Consider the following 2,401-nt stretch of genomic DNA (forward strand, 5'->3'; position numbering starts at 1 on the left):
GTCGTGGGGGCCCGCAACGGGTACGGTTGCGGGAAGGCTCCGACGACCGGTCCGGCTCGACGTGCCGGACAGGCCGCCTGGAAGAGTGGTGTCCCTCAGGGGGAGGTGCGAATGGTCCTGCTACGCCGCGTGATCGGTGACGCACTGCGGGCGCGCCGGCAGGGGCAGCACCGCACCCTGCGCGAGGTCTCCTCCGCCGCCAACGTCAGCCTCGGCTACCTCTCCGAGATCGAACGCGGCCAGAAGGAGCCCTCCAGCGAGCTGCTGGCCGCGATCTGCGACGCCCTCGGTGCGCGCCTGTCCGAGCTGCTGCGTGAGGTCAGCGACACCGTCGCCCTCGCCGAGCAGATGCCCGGCGTGCTGGTGCCGGTGCAGGACGAGCCGGCCGCGCCCGTCACCGTCCGCAGGAGCACGGGTCGGGGCGTCCACCAGGTCAGCTCGGACGGCACGGTCGCCGTCCAGGTCCGCCAGGACTCCCCGCTCAAGGCCACCCTGCGCAGCTCCCGGGTCCGGGGCAGCGAGCGCGACGTGGTCTGCGCCGCCTGATCCACTCCCTCTTCCTCGCCACGTGGTCGCCCTCGACGCCGCCGCGTACCCTTGATCGCGGACGGCGTCGGCGCTCGCTTCGCTCGCCGGTACGGATGCCCCAGTGGCGTCCGGCTGGGACGATGGAGCCACTGCCGCGCCGGAGCCGGCCGGGAGCACCCGGCGCGGTCCAGGCGGAGCGACGCTACTGAGGGGACAACGCAAAGATGGCGAACCCGTTCGTCAAGGGGTGGAAGTACCTGATGGCGCTCTTCGGCGCCAGGATCGACGAGCACGCCGATCCGAAGGTGCAGATCCAGCAGGCCATCGAGGAGGCCCAGCGCCAGCACCAGGCGCTGGTTCAGCAGGCCGCCGCCGTGATCGGCAACCAGCGGCAGCTGGAGATGAAGCTGTCCCGTCAGATGACCGAGGTCGAGCGGTTGCAGGCCAACGCCCGCCAGGCCCTGGTCCTCGCCGACCAGGCCCGCGCCCGCGGCGACGAGGCCGAGGCCGGCCGCTACGAGCAGTCCGCACAGGTCCTGGCGACCCAGCTGGTCTCGGCCGAGCAGGCCACGGAGGACCTCAAGACCCTGCACGACCAGGCGCTCGCCGCCGCCGCCCAGGCCCGCCGGGCGGTCGAGAACAACTCGATGATCCTCCAGCAGAAGCTCGCCGAGCGCACCAAGCTGCTCAGCCAGCTCGAGCAGGCCAAGATGCAGGAGAGCGTGGCCCGCTCGCTGGAGTCGATGTCGTCGCTGACCGCCCCCGCCAACACGCCCTCGCTCGACGAGGTGCGCGATCGCATCGAGCAGCGGTACGCCACGGCGATGGGCCGCGCCGAGCTGGCCGGCAACTCCGTCGAGGGCCGCATGCTGGAGATCCAGAAGTCGACCCTGGACTCGGCCGGCTCGTCCCGCCTGGAGCAGATCCGGTCGAGCATGGCCGGCGAGCAGCTCGGCGGCAAGCAGGAACGACCGGCCTCGGAGCAGGCCCAGCCCGCCGCGCCGGCCGCCGACCCGGCGGCCGCCGCCCGGCTGAACGAGATCCGGGCCAGCATGGGCCGGGAACGTGGCACCGGAGACACCACCGCCGCCGGCTGAGCGGCCGGTTCGAGGAGGCAGAGGTGGCAGACGAGCGCACGCGGTACTTCCGGCGCCTGAGTCGGTTGCGGGGTTCCGCACGCCGGTGGAGCGTCACGGCCGGCGGCCTGGGCGGCGCCGCCGCCGTGCTGACCCCGTACGCCGGGCTCGGGCTGCCCGACGCGGCGTGGGCGGCCGGCGCGGGCGGCGCGCTGGTGCTCGCCGCCTGGCGCTGGATCGACCTGCGGGCGCTGGCGGCCCAGCCGGCGCCGCCGCCGCTCGACCCGGCCGAGGCCGCCGCCCGGTCGCGCGCCAAGCTGGTGGCCGCCGTGGAGCGGCTCCCCGTCGGCCCCGGCGTGCTGGCCGAGGTCCGCCGGGTGCGCTCCCGGGTGGCGCTGCGCGGCACCAGCGCCGCCGAGCCGTGGGCCCGGCTGGACCGGGCCGCCCTGACCCTCGCCGGGATGACCGGCCGGCTCACGGGGCTCGCCTCGCCGGCCGTGCTGGAGGCCGCCGAGGCAGACCGGTCGCTGCGGGACCTGGCCGACCGGGTGGCCAGCGTCGAGCGCACCCTGCGGCTCGCCCCGGCCGAGTCCCGGCCGCCGCTGGCCGAGGCGCACCGGGCCCTGACCGCGCAGCTGGAGCAGGGCGTCGCCGCGTACGAGCGGCTCGTCGTGGCCGCTGCCGGCTACGTGGCCGGGGAAGCCCACCCCGACGCCGCGCACCCGGCCGCCTCCCGGCTCACCGAGGCGACCGACCTGCTGCACGGCGTCGCCACGGCCCTGACCGAGCTCCGCGGC

The 2,401-nt window shown here is 75.5% G+C and carries 3 protein-coding genes; all 3 read left to right on the forward strand.

Annotated elements, in window-relative coordinates:
• The first annotated feature begins 111 nt into the window (after positions 1 to 111).
• Positions 112 to 546 (forward strand): helix-turn-helix domain-containing protein, encoded by a 435-nt coding sequence (locus tag F6X68_RS32185; protein WP_151457765.1) that lies wholly within the window; start codon positions 112 to 114, stop codon positions 544 to 546.
• Positions 547 to 752: 206 nt separating this feature from the next.
• Complete coding sequence (locus tag F6X68_RS32190) at positions 753 to 1,625, forward strand: PspA/IM30 family protein (protein ID WP_151457766.1); 873 nt, start codon at positions 753 to 755, stop codon at positions 1,623 to 1,625.
• A 23-nt stretch (positions 1,626 to 1,648) separates the two neighbouring features.
• A partial coding sequence (locus F6X68_RS32195) for a hypothetical protein (RefSeq protein ID WP_151457767.1) occupies positions 1,649 to 2,401 on the forward strand: 753 nt, incomplete at its 3' end.

Origin of the sequence: Micromonospora sp. AMSO12t (genome assembly GCF_008806585.1) — a bacterium.
In the GTDB taxonomy this organism is placed as follows: Bacteria; Actinomycetota; Actinomycetes; order Mycobacteriales; family Micromonosporaceae; genus Micromonospora; species Micromonospora reichwaldensis.

Bases quoted from the DNA above. Each gene is read 5' to 3' on its own strand.
- F6X68_RS32185 (WP_151457765.1), top strand. From the start codon at position 112: ATGGTCCTGCTACGCCGCGTGATCGGTGACGCACTGCGGGCGCGCCGG.
- F6X68_RS32190 (WP_151457766.1), top strand. From the start codon at position 753: ATGGCGAACCCGTTCGTCAAGGGGTGGAAGTACCTGATGGCGCTCTTC.